The 18,076-nt window shown below is 40.8% G+C and carries 11 protein-coding genes; 5 read left to right on the top strand and 6 right to left on the bottom strand.

Annotated features, from left to right (window positions below):
* Window positions 1-337 precede the first annotated feature (337 nt).
* The 3 genes from glmU to H6G77_RS17050 form a co-directional block, all read right to left on the bottom strand.
* Entirely contained in the window at window positions 338-1,696 is a 1,359-nt protein-coding gene (glmU, locus tag H6G77_RS17040) for a bifunctional UDP-N-acetylglucosamine diphosphorylase/glucosamine-1-phosphate N-acetyltransferase GlmU (RefSeq protein ID WP_190872193.1), read from the bottom strand.
* Between the two features lie 145 nt (window positions 1,697-1,841).
* A complete protein-coding gene (locus H6G77_RS17045; protein WP_190590826.1) occupies window positions 1,842-3,071 on the bottom strand; it encodes an HD domain-containing phosphohydrolase in 1,230 nt (409 codons plus the stop codon).
* 795 nt (window positions 3,072-3,866) lie between these two features.
* On the bottom strand, window positions 3,867-4,769 hold the full coding sequence (locus H6G77_RS17050) for a tRNA (5-methylaminomethyl-2-thiouridine)(34)-methyltransferase MnmD (RefSeq protein ID WP_190872194.1): 903 nt from the start codon (window positions 4,767-4,769) through the stop codon (window positions 3,867-3,869).
* A 251-nt stretch (window positions 4,770-5,020) separates the two neighbouring features.
* Here H6G77_RS17050 and H6G77_RS17055 point away from each other — a divergent pair, with 251 nt between their 5' ends.
* Window positions 5,021-5,842, top strand: a complete 822-nt coding sequence (locus tag H6G77_RS17055; protein WP_190872195.1) for a sulfurtransferase — start codon at window positions 5,021-5,023, stop codon at window positions 5,840-5,842.
* 61 nt (window positions 5,843-5,903) lie between these two features.
* Here H6G77_RS17055 and H6G77_RS17060 read toward each other — a convergent pair whose 3' ends face one another.
* Window positions 5,904-7,280 (bottom strand): hypothetical protein, encoded by a 1,377-nt coding sequence (locus H6G77_RS17060; RefSeq protein ID WP_313954507.1) that lies wholly within the window; start codon window positions 7,278-7,280, stop codon window positions 5,904-5,906.
* Between the two features lie 266 nt (window positions 7,281-7,546).
* Here H6G77_RS17060 and H6G77_RS17065 point away from each other — a divergent pair, with 266 nt between their 5' ends.
* The 3 genes from H6G77_RS17065 to H6G77_RS17075 all read left to right on the top strand — a co-directional run bounded on the left by H6G77_RS17065 (window position 7,547) and on the right by H6G77_RS17075 (window position 11,442).
* A complete protein-coding gene (locus tag H6G77_RS17065) occupies window positions 7,547-9,451 on the top strand; it encodes a FecR family protein (RefSeq protein WP_190872197.1) in 1,905 nt (634 codons plus the stop codon).
* Window positions 9,452-9,575: 124 nt separating this feature from the next.
* Window positions 9,576-10,208 (top strand): YqiA/YcfP family alpha/beta fold hydrolase, encoded by a 633-nt coding sequence (locus H6G77_RS17070; protein ID WP_190590834.1) that lies wholly within the window; start codon window positions 9,576-9,578, stop codon window positions 10,206-10,208.
* A 73-nt stretch (window positions 10,209-10,281) separates the two neighbouring features.
* Window positions 10,282-11,442, top strand: coding sequence for a histidinol-phosphate transaminase (locus tag H6G77_RS17075; protein WP_190872198.1), 1,161 nt, complete (start codon window positions 10,282-10,284; stop codon window positions 11,440-11,442).
* Here the strand turns inward: H6G77_RS17075 and H6G77_RS17080 are convergent.
* Together H6G77_RS17080 and H6G77_RS17085 are read right to left on the bottom strand one after the other, a co-directional pair.
* Window positions 11,432-11,986 carry a hypothetical protein gene (locus H6G77_RS17080; protein ID WP_190590838.1) on the bottom strand — a complete coding sequence of 185 codons (555 nt, stop codon included), beginning with the start codon at window positions 11,984-11,986 and terminating at the stop codon, window positions 11,432-11,434. The two genes, H6G77_RS17075 and H6G77_RS17080, sit on opposite strands and share 11 nt — an antisense overlap.
* A gap of 844 nt (window positions 11,987-12,830) precedes the next feature.
* The gene (locus H6G77_RS17085) at window positions 12,831-13,448 is read right to left on the bottom strand and encodes a GNAT family N-acetyltransferase (protein WP_190590840.1); all 618 of its coding nucleotides are present in this window, start codon (window positions 13,446-13,448) and stop codon (window positions 12,831-12,833) included.
* Window positions 13,449-14,518: 1,070 nt separating this feature from the next.
* Here H6G77_RS17085 and H6G77_RS17090 point away from each other — a divergent pair.
* The gene (locus H6G77_RS17090; protein WP_190590842.1) at window positions 14,519-18,073 is read left to right on the top strand and encodes a response regulator; all 3,555 of its coding nucleotides are present in this window, start codon (window positions 14,519-14,521) and stop codon (window positions 18,071-18,073) included.
* Window positions 18,074-18,076: the final 3 nt, after the last annotated feature.

Below are 18,076 nucleotides of genomic sequence, written 5' to 3' on the forward strand. Positions count from 1 at the left end.
ACCCCCGCACGCAACTTCTCGCTGAGTTGAAAGTGCTGAGTCAGTTTTAGAGCAATACGGTTCAGTTAAGGTGATGAGAGTTAATTTCTCAATTTCTGCTCTACCTATCAGACAATGAACAAGATTTGGGGGATTCTCCCCCAAACCCCCGATTGGGGGACGGTTGCGTCCCCCAAGCCCCCTCCAAAATCATTTTTGCGTTTTTTGTTGAGTCATTATTTGTTGGTTTTGTGATGATTTAGTTTTTTATCTGAACCGTATTGAGTTTTAGAGTTGTAGTTAGATAAGTTGATACAGCCTTTATAGCTCACAACTTTTCCTACTCAGCACTCAGCACTCAGCACTCAGCACTTTTCTTCCGCCAACCTTTTTTGACTACCTGACGGCTACGAGCAATCACTAAACTATCGTTGGGGACATCTTCAGTAACTGTGGAACCTGCGGCGACATAGACATCATCACCCAAAGTCACTGGTGCAACTAAGACGCTATTAGAACCTGTTTTAGTGCGATCGCCGATTTGGGTTCTGTGTTTTTTGACACCATCATAATTAGCAGTAATTGTACCTGCACCAATGTTGACTTGAGTACCCGTAGTAGAATCGCCCAAATAAGATAGATGGGCTACATTAGTTTTTTCACCTAGTTGTGTATTTTTTAACTCAACAAAGTTACCGATACGACAATTTTCAGCCACTTCCGTATGACCACGTAAATGAGAGTAGGGGCCAATGCGAGTTCCGGCTTGGACAATACTATCTGTGACTACAGAATATTGAATGCTGACGTTTTCACCGATTTGGCTATTTTCAATCAAACTTCCCGGCCCAATGCGGCTACCAGTTTTAATTATGGTATTTCCCCGCAGGTGAGTTTGCGGCTCAATAATCACATCGGCTTGTAATTCTACAGTGTCATCAATGGTGATGCTGTTGGGGTCGATGAGCGTCACACCTGCGGTCATCCACTTTTCTTTGATCCGCCTTTGTAAAATTTCGTAGGCTGTAGCTAATTGTAGGCGATCGTTAATCCCCAAAATTTCTTGCTCATCTGTGACATCCACCGCCATCACCTTCCCAACTTGGGTAACAGCATCGGTGAGGTAATATTCTTTTTGGGCGTTGTTGGCTTCTAAATGCGGTAAAACTTGAGCTAAGTCCGGCCAACGAAAGCAGTAAATCCCGGCGTTAACTCGGCGATTTTCTCTTTGAGCAGGGGTACAATCTTTATCTTCAACCATTTGTTGAACGATGTTTTCCCCATTGCAAAAAACTCGCCCATAACCTTTAGGGTTGGATAAATGTGCAGTCAGAATCGTAGCAGCGTTTTGATTTTGTTGGTGAGTGAGCAATAGCTGTTTTATGGTTTCGGTGCGTAACAGTGGAACATCACCATTCAGGACTAATAAATCTCCAGTGTAGCCCTCAAGATGGGGGAGTAATTGCTGGATGGCATGGCCTGTTCCCAGTTGTATAGTCTGTTCCACAAACTCTAAGCTCAAGCTTGACTGGATAGCAGCTTTTACTTCTGAGGCTTGATAGCCTACAATCACGATGCGCCTTGTAGGTGAAAGTGGTTCTACACTTTCCAAAACTTTTTCTACTAGCGATCGCCCACCCAAAGAATGTAAAACTTTGGGTAAGCTTGATTTCATCCTTGTGCCGCGTCCCGCCGCTAGAATTGCTACAACTACCATAATCAAAAGTATGAAGCGTGTTCGCCCTTGACGTTCCCAAAGGGTAGTATAGCAGGAGGTATAAAGCAAGTTGCACTAGCCTTGCATGAAGGTAGCTTTTAGTTATACTTTCTACTCCCACTGACAATTGAGAGCTAAAACATCATCACCGCTTGTAAGTGTGAATAAAATCAGTAAACCGTTCCATGAGTTCGGGGTTGCGCCAACCTGCTTCTGTTTCTTCTCGCATTACTGATAAAGCTTCCTCTGGCGTAAAGGCTCTTTTGTAAGGTCTTTCGCTAGTTAAAGCATCATAAATATCAATCAATTGAAACACTTGGGCGAGGAAAGGAATTTCATGACCTTTGAGTCCATCAGGATAACCCGAACCATTCCAACGCTCATGATGATGGCGAATAATCGGAATTACACCCTGCATACTACGCAGGGGTTGACAAATTCTTTCCCCAATTAAAACATGCTGCTGCATCATTTCCCAATCTTCTAAGGTGAGTTGCTCATTCTTGAGTAGCACTGCATCGGGAATGCCAACTTTACCTATATCGTGAAGATAACCACCCCACATCAAATCCCGCAGTTGAGAACGAGAAAGATTTAAGTATTCACCAAAAGCTTGTCCTAGCTTGACGAGGCGTTCACAGTGATCTCCGGTATTGGGGTCTCGGCTTTCAATGGCTCTCGCAATGGAAAATAAGACTTGTTCAGCATGGTCTAAATCTTCGTTTAACCGCTTTTGTCTAACTAAAGACTTCACACGGGCTGCTAATTCCACCCTGTCAAAAGGTTTGGTGAGGAAATCATCAGCGCCCACTTCAATACCACGAATGCGCGATCGCCGATCATTTAATGCTGTAATAAATATGACTGGAATCAGCCTTGTATGTTCGTCTTGTTTGAGTAATTGACATACCTCAAACCCATCCATACCGGGCATCATCACATCTAGTAAAACTAAATCAGGTTGTTTATGTGTTACTAACATTACAGCAGCCGCACCACTGTCTGCTTCAATTACTTCATAACCTTCCATTGCCAACAAAGCCGCAGCTGTCATTCGACTTGCAGCATGGTCGTCAACTACTAAAATTTTTGGTGCTTCAGTATCAAAGAAGCAATTCACTTTGGAGCCTTTGGCTTGTGGATTTCTAGATAATAATGAATTGTAGCCAGAATTAATCTCAGATTTGCTCCAGGAAGACTCGGTTTGTCCCTGTTCAATCATTACTTCTTGCTGGGATAAGTTTAGTGGATATTCCCCTAAATCTCGCCATTCTAGCTCAGGATTTGCATTTTCCGTATGTAATTTTTTTTTGGTATTTGTTCCACTATGACTTTGTTGATTAGAGTTGGTGGAATTAGCACTCCAGTAAATCACGAAAGCACCCCATTTTTCTTAAATTAACAGTTTCCGTCTACAAAAATAAAATTTAGCTTTGCTACCTTACTCCTATTTGGGTTTTGACAAGCTTGCGTACCGATTTTGAATCTGCTTGTTTTTATCATGTCAAGAATATTTTCTTTATAAAAATATAATTTTACTAAGGGAAATTTGCCATAAACATCCTAAGTACTCATTCTAGTATCATAAATTCATGCAGATATTAAATCAGGTTTTTTACGGAGATTTTTTCAGATTTCAGTAGAGCTACAGTCATGATGTTTTGCTGTTATAATTTGTCTGAAAAATTCTATTTTTATTTTGATTTTTTAGGAAAATTTCAAAAAAAGATGGACTTCTTGCGAGAATTTTTTGATAATCATCATATTCAATAAATAGTTGGCTCTGAGGTTAACTGACGTAACCCATACATGGAAAAATAGAACAATTTTAAAAGCATCGCGTATGAAAGACTGTAGATTTCAACATCTAAGAATTAGCAACGCAGTGTTTCAGGAATTTCAGGTTTGATGAAACACTAGCTGGCAGTAAAACGTCCATATATATATTTTTAGTTGTTGTCTCGCCTAATGGGTATGATTTGAATTAGGAATATATTAGGACTTATGCACTGTACAAAATAACTATTTTGTGCATAACGAAAATATGTCGTTCTAGAAACTGGGATAATTGTGCTGGAGCAAGTGCAATCACTGACTTATGGTAAATCATCAAATCTCAAGACCAGAAAGTTCCCAAGCATATTGTATTATCGCTGTCAGTGCTTAAGTTCTAGGAGTCGGCTGTTTGGTTTTTCATGAACCAACGTTTGCGCCAACGGGAAGTAGGTTCTAATGAACAAGCTTGTTGTTCTTGTTGTCGCCGCATAATAATGACATCGGCAGAATCACTCAATTTTGGATCGCGGTAAGGAATTGCAGCACGAGTTAACAAATGTTCTTGTTCTTCTAGAGAAAGAGGCGGCAGTAAATTGCTCAAATACTCATTATCAGGATATGCGGCAACTGTACCAGGCGATCGCCTGCCGACTGGTGGCGTAGAACCTATGTTTAAACCCGCTAATTTCATGGCTGTCCGTACAGATGCCGCACAAGAATAAGTTGCCAGCCAGCCATTTTTCTGTAAACACACTGAAATTTGCTGCATAAATTCTACAGTCCATAGTTGAGGACACTGAGGCGGTGAAAAGGGGTCTAAAAAAATAGCATCTGCATGAAACCCTGCTTGATTAACTGCTTGAATTGAAATTCTTGCATCATCAATGAGTAACTTTGCTTGCAGGCGTTCTGTGTTAACTTGCCCCTCAAAAGCTAGTTGGGTCAAAATTGGTGTATATTCATAATCCCACTGCTCAAATAAATGATTGGCGATCGCAGCTTGCGGTACAGCCGGATTCAGTTCTAAACCAATTAATTCCACATAACAACTAGGATTTACTCTCCAGATTGTCTGTAAAGCTGCCGCAGTGTTGTATCCTAGACCATAACAAACATCTAATAACCGCACAACTGGTTTTTGCGCTGCTTGAGCCAGTTGAGTTGGTTCAACAAACTTAAAATAACTTTCTTGTTTTGCACCAAAATGACTGTGAAATGATTCGTTAAACTCTGAGGAGAAAAAAGTAAACGAACCATCTGCTGTTGCTTGTGGTATGAAATTCTCAAATTCTACCATTCGACTTTTCCACTTTATTTGATAGTCAATAGTTCAAAAATGTTGATTATTTATAATTACATCACTATCCATTATTATTAATAAGTTGTAACACTTATTTTCGCACTATTATAAATTCTTGCAAAGGATTCGTATTTGATTTGGAGAAAAATATAGGACACAAAAAAATGCCCTTGCCTATTCCCCATTCCCAACTCCCCACTCCCAACCTTTACAAATAATTTCAACAATAAAATCGAGTTCTTATATTTATGCTTAATACTCAAATTTTTGTTTCTCCAGATTGGCTGCTTAATCATCCCAATGATCCACAAATTATCATTGTTGATTGTCGTTTTTCTTTAGCTGATCCAGAATTGGGATGCAAACAATATCAAACCAGTCATATTCCAGGATCATATTATTTAGATTTAAATCAGGATCTTTCCAGCCCTGTAGGTAAACACGGTGGGAGACATCCTTTACCTGATACTAATAATTTAGCGAAGAAGTTATCAGCAATGGGAATTAATTCCCAAGAAACTTTGGTAGTCGCTTATGATGACTCTCGCTTGGCTTTTGCTTCTCGTTTGTGGTGGTTACTGCGTTATCTCGGACATGAACAAGTAGTCGTTATGGATGGGGGTTATACTGCATGGCAAAAAGCTGGATACCCCATTACAGATGTGATTCCAGAACCCCGGACAGGTAATTTCATTCCACAAATTCAAACCGAATTGGTAGTAGATGTAGAAGTTGTGAAAAGCCGTAAAGACTTACCAGAAGTTATTTTAGTTGATTCTAGAGAAGGCGATCGCTATCGTGGTGAACGAGAACCCATTGATAAAATAGCTGGACATATTCCTGGCGCAGTTAACTATCCTTGGCAAGAAGTTACAGACTCATCTGGTTATCTACTTTCCCAACTACAGCAGCGTCAAAGATGGGAAAATATTTCTACAGCCCAAGAAATTTTAGTCTACTGTGGTTCCGGTGTCACAGCTTGCGTGAATTTGCTTTCTTTAGAATTAGCAGGCATTCACACAGGGAAATTGTATGCAGGTAGCTGGAGTGATTGGATTAGTTATATGTAGAATTTTCTGAAAAAGTTATTTGATGAGGGTAGGGAACAGGGAATAGTTTTGGATTCCCATATTAAAATTCACCAATTCTCAAATTGTAATAAACACTTAAAAACCAGTTGTCAAAATTAATATTTCTATCTGTAGAATCCCCAAAGCTAAAACCACTTTGTACATTTAAATTACTAGAGTTTGATACTCGGTAAATTACATGGACAAACAAGCGGTGATAATTGTCGTTGCGTTGTCGTTGTGTAAAATCAGCAAGGGTTAATTGATAGTTAATTCCAACTTGTAGCGGCTCTTGTAAAGCATAACTCAGAGATAACCAGAAATTATTAATTAGCCGACTACGGTTATTAGGTTCCGAAAAATTGGCACTAAACTCGTAAAAGCTATCTAGGTTTAATCTAGAATTAATAGGATCTCTTCTGCCTAAAGATACCCTGACTGAATTTTCATCTAAAAAGCGATCGCCTGCTTGAAACCTGCCAACGCTCTTAGCATAAAAAAACTGTTGGTTATTAAAATCTAATTCGGCATACATCCGAGGTGAGAGTTGTTGATAAATCCCAACATTAAAATTGATTTGATTATAGTTAAACCTTGATTGATCAATGTAGCGAATTAAATTTCCATTGATTGAACCATTAATATAAGTTTTAGCACCTAAAGGAAAATAAGCTGAAGCCAGACTCAGACCATAAAAGATTAAGCCATCTTCTCTAGGGAAAAACTCAGAAGCAAAGATGTTATTTGTCTGAAAGTAACCAACATTAGCTTGTAGGGAACCTATTGGTTTAAACTTGGCTACAGGTGGTTTTGTTTGTGGTACAGGTCTTGGTCTTACCCTTAACTCCAGTTCCCGAAGACTATTAGCATTAGATGTTGGCTGTTGTTGGGGTAAAGGTCTTTGTCTAACTCTTAGTTCTAATTCTCGCAGATTATCTGTTTGGGGTTTGGGTTTTTGCCTTAGTTGCAAAATTCTTCTGAGTCTCTCTAACTGCTCAGTTCTATTGACTGTGGGTTTATTTAACAGTTCTTCGATAATCGTGGGTGAGGACTGGGGAAACTCTCTAGGCTGTGCTTCTAGCTGTGGTGGTTCATTGGATAGTGGCGGATTGCTAGGTGGAGTTGGACTTTGAGGTAAGGATTCAGTATCAGGTTTTGTTTCAGGGTTAGATTGAGATATAAGGATATTTGCTGCTGAATTAAAATTTAGTAGTGGCGATCGCTCTAAATCAAAATTACTTGCCTGAAACTGGCTACTCTGGTAAAACTGATAACCTGGCTGGCTATCTGTAGCATATTTTATGTTTGCTTTGTGTTGCTCACCAGAGTTTTTTGAGTTACCAGCCAATACTACATCTACCCCCATACAACACTTATTGCCACTAATCACAGCTAATAAAGTTGCAAATAACAGTTTTGTCCAGCCCTGGGATTGCATTAACATTTATATTTTATAGACAACAGAATTCACCATTCAGTCTGATTATCAAAAGACAACGATTATTACCTTTTCAAAATTAATTATTTGATTTTAATATTTTTTGATAATTTTTATTACCTTGATTTATAACAAAATTTCGCTAAAATTTTCAATGAATACAAAAAAATTTAGTGATAAAACTCACAAACCAATAAGTAAATCTAATATCTCAAAATCTATCTTCAGTTGGTGTGGTCTCAGGTAATTTATCCAGCATTCAAGCGATGTCTTTGAAATTTGTTGCCTTATTGATAGTGAGTGTGTGGGGAGTGAACATGATGCCTTTGTCGGCGATCGCGTCTACTCCTCTGACTCGCGCCGAGATTCAAAATCTGCGAAATTTAGTACAATTACTGCCGCAGAATCATAAAAAGCGCCCAGCACGTAAATTAGATCCAATAACTCCTGGTGATGGTTTGTCAACAGGTAGAGCATCTTTGGCTGATTTACGTTTTAACGATGGTTCCCTAGCAAGGGTTGGAGAAAGAGCAGTATTTCAATTCTTGCCCAAAACTAGAAATTTTCGGCTGTCCAACGGGACAGTACTGTTACTGATTCCACCAGGAAAAGGACAGACACGCATACAAACACCAAGCGCGGCCGCTGCTATTCGTGGTTCAGCATTATTTGTCCGCTATGACAAACAAACAGACACCACAATTGTTGGGGCGCTGACAAATAGCGGTATCGAAGTATTTAATCAAGCAGCCTCTCAAAATCAGGTGTTAGCAGCAGGACAACTGATGGTCATCGTGAAAGGTGAATTCCGGGGCTTATATGATTTTGATCTGAAAACTTTTTATGAAACCAGTGATTTAGTAGAAGGATTAGATTTAACTAAGCAAAATAGTACAGCTAACCCTGACCCAGCGATCGCTAGTGTTCAATCTGAAATTATCGCAGCATTAGCAACACAAATGCCTCTAGTCGGTCAAGGAGTCATTGAAAATCCATCTTTTATGGAGTTATCTGGTAATAACTCTTCTAACTCATCTGACCAAAATCAGGAGTCAGATAATTCTTCAGTAGATTCTTTTGTCAATACTGGAGAAGTAATATCAGACACTACGCGCAATACCAGCAACAATGAAATAAGTCTGCCAAGTAATATTGATAATCCTGGTAATCCCGGCGGCAATACTGGTGGCAACACTGGTGGCAATACTGGTGGCAACACTGGTGGCAATACTGGTGGCAACACTGGCGGCAATACTGGTGGCAACACTGGTGGCAATACTGGCGGTAACACTGGCGGCAACACTGGTGGCAATACTGGTGGCAACACTGGTGGTAACACTGGCGGTAACACTGGCGGTAACACTGGGGATGATCACAGTGGTAATCACAGTGGCAACCCTGGTGATGATCACAGTGGTAATCCAGGTGGTAATCACAGTGGCAACCCTGGTGATGATCACAGTGGTAATCCAGGTGGTAATCACAGTGGTAATCCAGGTGGTAATCACAGTGGTAATCCAGGTGGTAATCACAGTGGTAACCCTGGTGATGATCACAGTGGTAACCCTGGTGATGATCACAGTGGTAATCCAGGTGGTAATCACAGTGGTAATCCAGGTGGTAATCACAGTGGCAACCCTGGTGATGATCACAGTGGTAATCCAAGCGGAAACCCAGGTGGCAACCCAGGTGGCAACCCAGGTGGCAACCCAGGTGGCAACCCAGGTGGCAACCCAGGCGGTAATCCAGGTGGCAACCCAGGTGGTAATCCAGGTGGCAACCCAGGTGGTAATCCAGGTGGCAACCCAGGTGGCAACCCAGGTGGCAACCCAGGTGGCAACCCAGGTGGCAACCCAGGTGGCAATCCAGGCGGCAACCCAGGTGGCAACCCAGGTGGCAATCCAGGTGGCAACCCAGGTGGCAATCCAGGTGGCAATCCAGGCGGTAATCCCGGCGGTAATCCAGGTGGCAACCCAGGCGGAAACCCAGGCGGTAATCCAGGGGGTAATCCCGGTGGCAACCCAGGCGGTAATCCCGGCAACCCAGGTGGCAACCCAGGCGGTAATCCCGGCAACCCCGATGGAAACCCAGGTGGTAATCCCGGCGGTGATGATACTGGTGGTGGTCATTCTGGAGGGAGACCACTAGAAGGAGATTTCCCCCCACCTTAAACCTTTGAATGGTTATAAATAATACAAGTTCGCGCAGGGTTAAGACGATCGCTTTGGAAAGGTTTTAACCCTCTTCGTAAGTCTGCACTTTTCCCTGTTCCTTTTAATTTCAATAACTACAGTCTTGCAATACATTTACCTTCATGGGTTTGCTTCTAGCCCTAAATCTGCTAAAGCCCAGGCGATGAGCGATCGCTTTCAAACAATTCCAATACAGCTAAATATTCCTGATCTTAATGCTGGCAATTTTTCTCAGTTGACAATTACCCGCCAAATCAATCAAGTAGCAGCACTCTTGGATAATTCTGAAGCAGTTACATTAATCGGTTCTAGTTTGGGTGGTTTGGTGTCTGCTCATTTGGCACAACAACACAAGCAAGTGCAACGCTTAATTTTGTTAGCACCTGCTTTTGGCTTTTTATCTCATTGGTTGCCGAAGCTAGGAGATGAAGCAATGAAGCGTTGGCAACAAGAAAAATATCTCATGATTTACCACTATGGGGAAGCGCGATCGCTGCCTCTAAGTTACGATTTCGTGACAGATGCCCAGCAATACCAAGAGGATATCTTACAGCGTCTAGTGCCAACGCTGATTCTGCACGGTAAACAAGATGAGGTGATTCCAATTACAGCCAGTCGTAACTTTGCAAACTCACGCCCTTGGGTAAAGTTAATAGAACTTGAGAGTGATCATGCTTTAGGTAATGTCACAGCCGAAATTTGGCAAGCAATTCGCCTCTTTTGTCAGTTACCGTAAAACGGTAAAATATGAAACCTACCAACAAGCACTCTCTTAGTCATAAGAACACAAATGACTATCGACTAAAATTATGCTTCCTTTTATTCGGTCAGATTTAGCCCAATTTACAGCTTACAAACCTCACCCTAGCAGCAATACAGCAGAACCAGTCGCCACCCAGTTTGATCGACTGGATACCAATGAAAGTCCTGATGATTTGCCCCCTGAACTCAAAGAAAAATTAGCCTGGACATATCAACAAGTTATCGAAACTAATCGCTATCCTGATGGCGGCCATGAGTCACTCAAAGATGCGATCACAGAATATGTCAATGAATCAGCTAATCTTGTCTCATCACCGTTGACTGGGGCTAATATTTCTGTGGGTAATGGTTCCGATGAACTCATTCGCTCTTTATTAATCGCCACCTGTCTGGGCGGAGAAGGTTCCATCTTAGTTGCCAATCCCACTTTTTCGATGTACGGCATTTTAGCCCAAACCTTGGGTATCAAAGTGGTGTCAGTCGGCAGAGATGAAACAAACTTTGAAATTGACCTCAAAGCCGCACAAACAGCCATTATCCAAACCCAAAATCCACCTATTCGGGTAGTTTTTGTTGTACATCCCAATTCTCCCACCGCTAATCCACTCACTGCGGCAGAATTAGCATGGCTAAAAAGTTTACCAGAGGAAATTTTAGTAGTAATCGATGAAGCTTACTTTGAGTTTAGCCAAAATACTTTAGTGGGTGAATTAACGCAGCGTCCGAATTGGATAATACTACGAACTTTTTCTAAAGCTTTCCGTTTAGCTGCCTTGCGTGTGGGTTATTGTATTGCTCATCCAGAAGCGATCGCCATTTTAGAGAAAGTCCGCTTGCCTTATAATCTACCAAGCTTTTCACTAGCCGCCGCGTTAGTAGCTTTACAAAATCGTCAACTCTTACTGAGTTCAGTTACACAAACTCTCAATGAGCGTCACAAGTTGACAGCAGTTTTGGCACAACATCCTGACTTGCAAGTATCAGATAGTGCAGCTAACTTTCTTTATGTACGTCTCAAACCTAATGGTTCCACCACCCAAAATCTTACCCTACAAAATTTACACCAACAACTCAGCAACTCTGGAACTCTTGTTAGACTACTGAGTGAGGGATTACGAATCACAATTGGGACTCCCGCCGAAAATTCCCGTACCTGGGAAAGACTACAAGCTGCCATAGTAAATTGTAACGCTGGAGCTAGTAATTGAATCTGCCATCAACGTCACTACCAAAACGACGTACCATCCTCACAGTTTGAGGAAATACACCCACTAAAAGCGCAAAGGCTGCATCTGGTAAATCAGCCACTATTTCTGCTGGAAAATATTGGTCAAACTGATCTAAAATCTTTTGGACTCGCTGTTGCGGCGCAGGATTTTCGGTAATTTGCTTGATTAAGCGAATCCATTGTCGCCGAATTAAGTAAGCTTTCTGGCGTTCCTCATAAGATTCGGTATCTAACAAAGATAAATTGCCGATAGGCAGAACCATCTGGCAATCACTATCATATTCTCCACCAACTGCTGCGCCTGGGCCAGCAAATTCTGCATGGTAGCGTTTAAAAAGTATTAACCCATTCCGCTTGCGACTATTGACAATCAAAACTTTCCCGCTATGTAGAAGGTTTAAAGTATCCGAGCCGCAAGATTGCTCAGTTCCATCTGACATAACAAGATGGTTCAGAAAACTGGTTTCAGGGTAATAAGTTGATACCATAGCGGTTTGATAGCGCGTTGGTTGTTCGCTATCCATGTTTTCTATAACTTTGGAATAATTTGGTAGTTCGATGCACGTCAAGCAGTAACTTGGTTTTAAATCAAATTAGTTTTTTTGGTTATCTTAACTATCGAGAACTTTTTGTTCAAAATTAATAACAAAGATGAATCAGATTTCACTCTGTAGTTATGTAACCATATTTTATGAGATATAGCTGAATTTGTCTGCCAACTAAACTCTCAAAAAATTAAAGTTTTTATAAAGATGAATAAAATGAATACAAAGTTATTATGAGGAATATTTTATTTAGCGTAATTTTACCGATGGCTTCCACATATTGGATATTATATATTAAAAAATTTAGATTAGACGTTGATGAAATAAGGTATAAGTCGTTATTTGAGAGCCGTTGAAAATATAAAGCATTTTCTCTCAGAATAGCAAGTAAATCTAGGCTTGATTTTCTATTTACCGTTTCTACAACTACTGGAGATAAAACAAATTATTAATTACTATAATAATTTGTTTTATTTTTTGCCATTATCCTTACAGACAGAGAGTTGTGTGCATTAAACAGGATTTTTTTGTGTAATGTTTTTTCAAAAATTAAATAAAAATCTTAATATCTAAAAGATATATTTTAGGGAAACTCATAGAAAAATAACTTTACCTACAGTCTACGATTCAGATTCATTTATTTTAATGAGTGATTATACAGTTTTGTCCATCAAAAACTAACTTAGACTTAAAACATAGGTTAAAAATCTTAAGTGTTAATTCTGATAGAAGAATCTAAATATAAGTTCCAACTGCGCTCCCTACATCTTTCTACCATCACCTAAAATATATTCACGGCAACTTCTGGTTCAAAATCCAGGAGTCAGCACTCTGAATTTGGTAGTAAGCGTTTATGCAATAAGATTTGACGAGATTGCTGGAAAAAGAAAAAATTCCAATTTGACTCTACTTTACATATCTTGTAACCTAACTTGAAATATAACTGCCGTGCCTGATGGTTATCTTCTAAAACATGGAGATATAAATCTTGAAAACCCCATTCCTCGCAAAGTTTTTCGCAACTTAGCAGTAGCTTTGAGGCGACACCATGCCGCCGATATTTCTGGTCAACAGCCAAATTAGACAAATAAAGAAAACTTTTGCCATTTTTCTTCCATGAGTCAGGGAAACGCACTCCCAACTCTACAGTTCCCACTAGGTTATTAGCACCACTAACAGTGGTGTGAACAGCAACTAAACAAGTGTGATGGGGTGCAGCTGAGGATAAACGATTTCTGAAGTCTTCGTAGATACCCAGGCGTAACAACGGAAAAGCCCATCCCCAGAAACCAGTTTGGGAGTGAAAGCTTTCTGCAATAATCTGAGAAATAGCTGTTAAATCAGTAGCTGTAGCTGCACGAATTTGGAATTGTTGACCAGCTTGTTCTGCGGCTGATGTCAATGGTTGTTCGTGAGATGAGTCAAAAAACCAGGATGTCAAGGCTAGTTTATTATTAGTTAATTGTATTTTACAAAAATTTTCTCAAATATTCTAAAACACCGTTTGCTACCTTCAATACAATTATTTTATTTACTTGCATATCAGGAAATTATCTCGGTAGCAGAGGTTCTTCTGTAAGTAAATAACATACTTAGCATCATTTTGGGCAACAAGAACATCAATTGTCACAACCATTGAAAAATTCAGGAGTCAGAATTAATCATTAGAGGAAAAAGACCCACCACTGAATTTTAGACAGCTTTTCGACCACTTCTGAGGATGATACTAAGTTGCTTTCAGAAATAGTATTCTGATTCCTCACTCCCACTACAGGTTGTAGATACTTTGTAGACAACATCTGTAAAACTTAGGATGAAGAATTGTTTTTATCTTATAAAACTAAAAAGCTATATAGTAATCTAGCTAAAAATATAGATGACTACCGTATTTATACTGAAAAAATATCTGAAATATTTTTGGGATAATAAAGCAGTTATTTTTTAGCGATCGCCTAGATAAACTAAGTACATGCTGTAATAGTTAAAGCAGCATTAATCTGTGACAGCCCCATGTCACTTTTCTCACTGGTGGTTATGATTGCTAAATTAGAACAAGTAATAAGTCTAATAGTATACTTTGCCTTTAACACTCATCGTTGTGACCTAGCTCACTCTCCTATGAACAAAATAAATAAAATTTACTTGCAAATGTTATTACAACGACGACAAAGGGCAAACTTAATATGCAGCTTCAGTTAGCTTTTCCAGCAGACCTGAATGTTGTATGTCACCCGCACAAGTTTTCACAGGAGGTGAAACCAGACTTGAAAAGCAAGCATCTACTCTGTAGTACAAAAACCAACCATCCCAAAAACTGTGCTGTATCAGAGACAGTGGCAAAAATTACCACCGATTGAGGCTAATTACTGTGAGTAGATACTCTTACACCCAGCATTTGTGTAGCCAAAAAACCCGATTGGGCAAAATGCTCTGCTCTTACCTGATTCAGAAAAATTACCTCCTGAGCAGATTATTCTTTATTCAACTGCTGTTGCAGCAGGAAAGCGGTGCATGAAATCTCAAGTAAACAGTAAGCCGAAAATTTTGGTTGTTGATGACGAACCAGACAACCTAGATTTGCTTTACCGTACTTTTTATCGTGATTATAAAGTGTTGCGGGCAACCTCTGGCCCGGCGGCACTAGACCTGCTGGCAGAAGAAGGAGAAGTCGCAGTGATTATCTCCGATCAACGAATGCCAATTATGAGTGGTACGGAATTTTTGAGCCTGACAGCAACTCAATATCCAGATATTATTCGGATTATTTTGACTGGCTACACTGATGTCGAAGACTTAGTAGAAGCCATCAACGCTGGTAAGGTATTCAAATATGTCACCAAACCCTGGGAAGCGGAAGAACTCAAAGCAGTAGTACGCCAAGCCTTAGACACCCACAATGTTTTAAAAGCTCGTACCCGCGAACTCACCCGCACATTGCGTCAAGAATCGCTGCTGAATACAGTTACTAATACAATTCGCAGTGCGTTAGACTATCGGCAAATTTTGCAAGCAATTGTCGATACCGTCGGTCACATGTTAGAAGTAGATGTTTGCCTGTTACGTTCTTTTCAAGATGAACAGTTAGCAGAAGAAGGATTTATCTACCAAAAACTGTCCCAGACGCAAACAGAAACAGGCGCAGAAATTTCTCAAGAGACAACAGCCATATCCTTCTCGGCTTCTGCTGCTTTATTGGCGCAAACAGTTTGGGAAACCCGTGAAGTTCAGGTAATTCACGATGTAGCGACAGATGAGCGAATTCAAGGAAACGCGCCTGAACTAAAACAAAGAGGACAAGCTTTTGCTACGGCGAATATTTGTTCTAGCTTAGTTGTACCGTTGATCTGTCAACAAGAATTGTTAGCAGTATTAGCACTGCATCAGTGTCACGAGTCCCGCCTTTGGGGGAGTGAAGAAATTCAGCTAGTGACAATGGTGGCAGATCAGGCGGCTCTGGCTTTATCTCAAGCCTATGCTTATGAACAAGTACGTGCTTTAGCGAAACGAGAAGCACTGATTAATACAGTTACAACCGCAATTCGCTCTAGCTTAGATCCACAAGATATTTTTGCTGCAATTACCCATCAATTAGGGCAAGCCTTACAAGTTGATGGCTGTGCGCTGTCTTTATGGACAGAGGAAGATGAAGCTGTTCAGTGTGTGGGATTATATGATGTTTTTCAACATCCTGACCATATACTTAAACCAGGGCAAAATACTAATTTAAATATTAATCTTGACTTAATATCTCAAAATTTCCCTTACTCAACGAAAGCTCCTATTAAAGATAATCCTTTGTTGCAAGAAATTTTGCGGACACAGGAGCCAGTAGTAATTTCTGATATAAGTGTCAGTCCCTTAGAACTAAAGGGTTTGGACTTACCTGTGAAAAAGCCAGCCCGATCGCTGATGGTTGTGCCTTTGTTAGCGGATGGCAAATGTATTGGTAGTATTACCTTACGAGAAGGGCGAAAAATCCGGCAATGGGTATCCTCTGATATTGAACTGGCTAAAGCGGTAGCAGCCCAAGCCGCGATCGCCGTACAACAATCACGCCTGTATCAGAAAACCCGTGAACAAGCCGAGCGTTTATTGGAATTAGATAAACAAAAAACCGAGTTTTTCCAAAACATCTCCCACGAATTCCGCACCCCAATTACCTTAATTCAAGGGCCATTAGAATCGGCAGTGGCATCTGGTGAAGGATTATCTCATGCCCAAAGTGCGATCGCCCTACGAAACTCTCGCCGTTTGCTGCGACTCGTCAACCAATTACTCGACTTACAACGCTTAGACGCAGGCCGAATGCAACCGAGTTTTCGTCCTTGTGATTTAGTCGAATTTGTTAGCCAAATTGTCGAGTCATTTCGTCCCTACTGCGAGAAAAAACAACTGCATCTCGCCACTGATTTTGATGCCTGTCCCAAGGTTTACTTAGATATGGAAAAATTTGACAAAGTGGTTTACAACCTGCTGTCAAATGCCATGAAGTTTACACCTGAAGATGGCACAATCAGCGTTACACTCCAACACCACAACGAATACTGCATTTTGCAAGTCAAAGATACCGGAATTGGCATTATTCAAGAGCAGATTCCGATGTTATTTGAGCGATTCCGCCAAGCTGAAGGCTCAGAAAACCGTTCCTATGAAGGTAGTGGACTGGGTTTGGCCTTAGTCAAAGAATTGGTAGAACTGCATGGCGGTAAAATCACTGTAGATTCAGTTTACGGTGAAGGAACGACCTTTACATTGTGGTTGCTGACTGGCCATGAACACTTACCCATCAATCAAGTATTAGAAACACCAGCTGAATTAAATACCAGCCGGGCCACTGTAGAATTAGCTGATTTGGAACTGATAGAAGCAACGACTGAAAGGTCGGAAAACATCACAAAAGATGTATCTTCTGTGCCACTAAATCAGGATTCAGCAGTCAATCACTATCCAACGGCGGCAGACTCCAGCACACAGCAGAATAGCCGTCACTCGATTTTAGTTGTTGACGATAACCCAGATTTACGAACTTACGTATCTGATATTATTCGCCGCAACGGCTATCAAGTCCACACAGCACGTAATGGTTATGAAGGGTTTGGTGTAGTTCAAGAAATTGTCCCCAGCTTAATTGTCACAGACTTGATGATGCCTTTGGTGACAGGGCTAGAAATGATTCGGATGATTCGCTCTGATGAGAAATTAAAAGGAATTCCGATCATTTTGCTCACCGCCAAAGTAGACGAAGAAACTCGCATTGAAAGCACAGAACATGGGGCAGATGCTTATTTAGCCAAACCATTTAACGATAGAGAATTGCTGGCAGAAGTCAGAAATCTCTTGGCTTTGAAGGAAAATGAACGACGGGTTTTGGAACTGAATACTTATCTGACAGAATCAGTTCTCAAGCGATTTCTACCCAGTGTATTGGTGCAGAAAGCCGCCGCCGGGGATTTAACTTTAGATTTACGCCCTGAACCAAGGTTGATTACAGTTTTGTTTAGTGACATTGTAGGGTTTACTCAGTTAGCTAACACTCTCAGGTCTCGACGGGTGGCAGAATTACTGAATGAATATTTAGAATGTATGACCAAAGTTGTGTTTGACAATGGCGGCACTGTTGATAAATTCATGGGAGATGCAATTTTGGCGTTGTATGGAGCGCCAGAAGAACTCACCCCGAATGAACAGGTACGTCGTGCGATCAACACTGCCAGAGGAATGCACCGTTCACTAGGACAATTAAACCAGCGTTGGCGAGACCAAGGTGTATTTGAAAGCGATGGACGTTCTAGCGTACAGTTTCGCTGCGGAATTCACCAAGGTACAGCCGTTGTAGGGATGTTTGGTAGTGCTGAACGCGCTGACTATACTGCCATTGGGCCAAGTGTCAATATTGCCGCCCGGTTGCAAGCTGCTGCGGTTCCCGGTACGATTTTGGTTTCGGCGGCTGTGGCAGATTACTTACAGGATGAAGAAATTACCAAAGGTAGCCCATTAAAACTCAAAGGAGTTGATGAAACTGTCCTGACTTTTGCAGTTTCGCCAGATTTAGTAGTTAATCGCTAAGAT

The organism is Aulosira sp. FACHB-615 (assembly GCF_014698045.1).
GTDB lineage: Bacteria > Cyanobacteriota > Cyanobacteriia > Cyanobacteriales > Nostocaceae > Nostoc_B.

Excerpts from the sequence above, each read along its gene's own strand:
- H6G77_RS17080 (WP_190590838.1), bottom strand. The coding sequence starts at position 11,986 with ATGGATAGCGAACAACCAACGCGCTATCAAACCGCTATGGTATCAACT.
- glmU (WP_190872193.1), bottom strand. The coding sequence starts at position 1,696 with ATGGTAGTTGTAGCAATTCTAGCGGCGGGACGCGGCACAAGGATGAAA.
- H6G77_RS17065 (WP_190872197.1), top strand. The coding sequence starts at position 7,547 with ATGTCTTTGAAATTTGTTGCCTTATTGATAGTGAGTGTGTGGGGAGTG.
- H6G77_RS17050 (WP_190872194.1), bottom strand. The coding sequence starts at position 4,769 with ATGGTAGAATTTGAGAATTTCATACCACAAGCAACAGCAGATGGTTCG.
- H6G77_RS17075 (WP_190872198.1), top strand. The coding sequence starts at position 10,282 with ATGCTTCCTTTTATTCGGTCAGATTTAGCCCAATTTACAGCTTACAAA.
- H6G77_RS17060 (WP_313954507.1), bottom strand. The coding sequence starts at position 7,280 with ATGCAATCCCAGGGCTGGACAAAACTGTTATTTGCAACTTTATTAGCT.
- H6G77_RS17055 (WP_190872195.1), top strand. The coding sequence starts at position 5,021 with ATGCTTAATACTCAAATTTTTGTTTCTCCAGATTGGCTGCTTAATCAT.
- H6G77_RS17090 (WP_190590842.1), top strand. The coding sequence starts at position 14,519 with ATGAAATCTCAAGTAAACAGTAAGCCGAAAATTTTGGTTGTTGATGAC.